This window comes from Methanocalculus sp., from assembly GCF_029762515.1.
In the GTDB taxonomy this organism is placed as follows: Archaea; Halobacteriota; Methanomicrobia; order Methanomicrobiales; family Methanocorpusculaceae; genus Methanocalculus.
Genome location: NZ_JARVGN010000473.1, coordinates 1 through 1635, shown reverse-complemented (window position 1 = coordinate 1635; position 1635 = coordinate 1). Strand labels below are relative to the sequence as shown.

Sequence of the window (1635 nt, the reverse complement as noted above, 5' to 3'; positions counted from 1 at the left end):
CCACCATCTGCGGGTGTCTCTTTCAGGGCATCAAGTGCAGACTGAAACCATTCGATCTGCTGTTTTGGTGTTTCCTTATGAAAAGCATAATATGTATCCAACTCTGCTAGCTGGTATATCTGGTTAAAATAGCCGTATTTCCCGGTTGCTTCTGCGATCAGGTACTCTCCGGCAAGGTCACCTGAGGCAAAGAGATCGATCTCGCCGCGGTCGAGCATCCCGATCAGGTTTATTGGATCAGGATCGGTGATGATCTGAGCATCATCTACTCCTACCCGTTTCAGCTCCAGAACCGATACGTCATCTTCAACTGCACCAATTTTGAAATTGTTGAGATCTGAATCCTCTGCAACGGTGATACCACTGCCACGCCGGGAGAAGAGAACAACATTGAACGATGTGATCGGGCCTGCCCAGAGGAACTGATCTTCCCGCTCAGGTCTTCTCGCAGTCGAGAAGATGACATATCCTGGTGTTGAGCGTGCGGTCTGATATCCCTCGGTGAAGAGTCCGATCCGTATGGCATCATCAGGCAGTACGAATCCTTTCTCCTCATATGCAGCATACAGGAGCTCAACTGCGATCCCTTTCAGTTCACCATCCTCTTCATAATTGAATGGCGGGAATTCTTCGGTCAGAAAGATCAGATCCGGTGCTCCGGATGACTCCTCAGTAACACATCCGGAGATGCCAATGCATGCCGAAAGCAGAATTAAGAGAGAAAAAACAATCAGGGAGTACTGACGTAAACCCTTCACCTTCCTGTGCATATCCTAAAATTACGAAGAAAGGTATTTATGTTTTCTCAAATGGTGATTGAATGATGGACAATACATGTAAAGAAGAGTGAGAACCCTCACCCCACACAGACCAACCACAGGTCATAGATCGGGCCACGCTCATTCTCAAAGACCTCGATTGTCTAAACCTACACCCATTATGCAGACCTGAGAGACCATGTAATCTGGAAGGTCGATCTGTAACAACCCCCATTTTACCCCGTCCTGAAGATCCCGCTACAGACCACATACTCTTTCCCGTCACTCCCGGTTACAAGCTGATAGTATGTGCTCTTCCAGAAGAGTCCGCTCTCTGCCGGACTGATATAGATATAATCCTCCCACCCGGAACCATTCTCCAGTGCTCCTTCCACCATCATATCCCGAAACGCCTTTCCGGTGACATCAGTCTTACCTTTGAAACTCACCCCGACGAGATGGATATTTGTTGCATGGGCAACCATGACGACATCGGTATCATAGACAAAGACATAGAGTCCGGGTTTATCAGGGACATTATAGATGGTACTCGCCGCATTGATCTCCCGGAGTGTTGCCGGGGCATCCCGTTTCAATGCTGCTGCTGTCGATGATACGAGATCGATTGCGTCCTCTTTCGTCAGCACCTCAGTTGCATATCCCGGAGTGAGATGCCGGTAGAGGATCCGCTCATACCGGCTAACACCAAAGGCATCCTTTTCTGATCGTATTCGGTCAAGCGCCTGCTGGAACGCCACAATAAGAGGCTCGGGAGTCTCACGGTTAAACGCGACATAATATTCATGCATCGTGAGGGGATAGCCAATGACGATCGACTCCGGGTGCTGTGCATGCATCCCGATCAGCCTGATTCCGG

Annotated in this window: 2 protein-coding genes; both read right to left on the bottom strand. The window is 49.3% G+C overall.

The window, feature by feature from the left end; translation table 11 throughout:
• A partial coding sequence (locus tag QCH34_RS12305; protein ID WP_300334560.1) for an ABC transporter substrate-binding protein occupies positions 1 to 770 on the bottom strand: 770 nt, incomplete at its 3' end.
• A gap of 224 nt (positions 771 to 994) precedes the next feature.
• Positions 995 to 1635: cache domain-containing protein (locus QCH34_RS12300; RefSeq protein WP_300334559.1), on the bottom strand; the 641-nt coding region annotated here is incomplete at its 5' end.